The sequence below is a fragment of the Virgibacillus carmonensis genome (genome assembly GCF_057836705.1).
On record NZ_JBYQFJ010000345.1, the window covers coordinates 1 to 551 of the forward strand.

Annotated in this window: 1 protein-coding gene; it reads left to right on the forward strand. The window is 39.9% G+C overall.

Translation table 11 applies throughout. The features are described 5' to 3' along the window. On the forward strand, positions 1-446 hold a 446-nt coding region (locus AC3G7N_RS22255), incomplete at its 5' end, for a CocE/NonD family hydrolase (RefSeq protein WP_489424285.1). Between the last annotated feature and the right edge of the window lie 105 nt (positions 447-551).

Genomic DNA, 551 nt, shown 5'->3' on the forward strand with positions numbered 1-551 from the left:
ACAGGGAAGATGTATTAGTTTATTCAACAGGGCAGTTGCAGGAACAGGTTGAGGTTACCGGACCAATTAAGGTTAAACTGTGGGCCTCTACCAATGCCAAAGACACTGATTTCGCCGCAAAGCTCGTCGATGTTATGCCAGATGGCACAGCATTTAACTTAACCGATGGAATTGTTCGCGCCAGGTACCGTAATGGCTATGTTCCTGAAGCCGATTTGAACGGAGAAGTGACCCAGTATGAGATTGATCTCTGGGCAACAAGTAATGTATTTCTCCCGGGACACCAAATAAGGGTTGAAATCTCATCCAGTAATTTTCCCCGGTTTGATACTAACCTTAATACTGGTAAAACTATGATGAACAGTACTAAGACAAAGAAAGCCAATCAAACAATCTATCATAATGAAAAATATCCATCACATATTATTCTCCCGGTTATTCCATAAGATAATAACGGATGCTGATGCATATTTTACCATAACAAAAAACAGGTGGAGTCATTAAATTGATGATTTCCACCTGTTTTATTTTATTTCGGCGCCTAAATCATG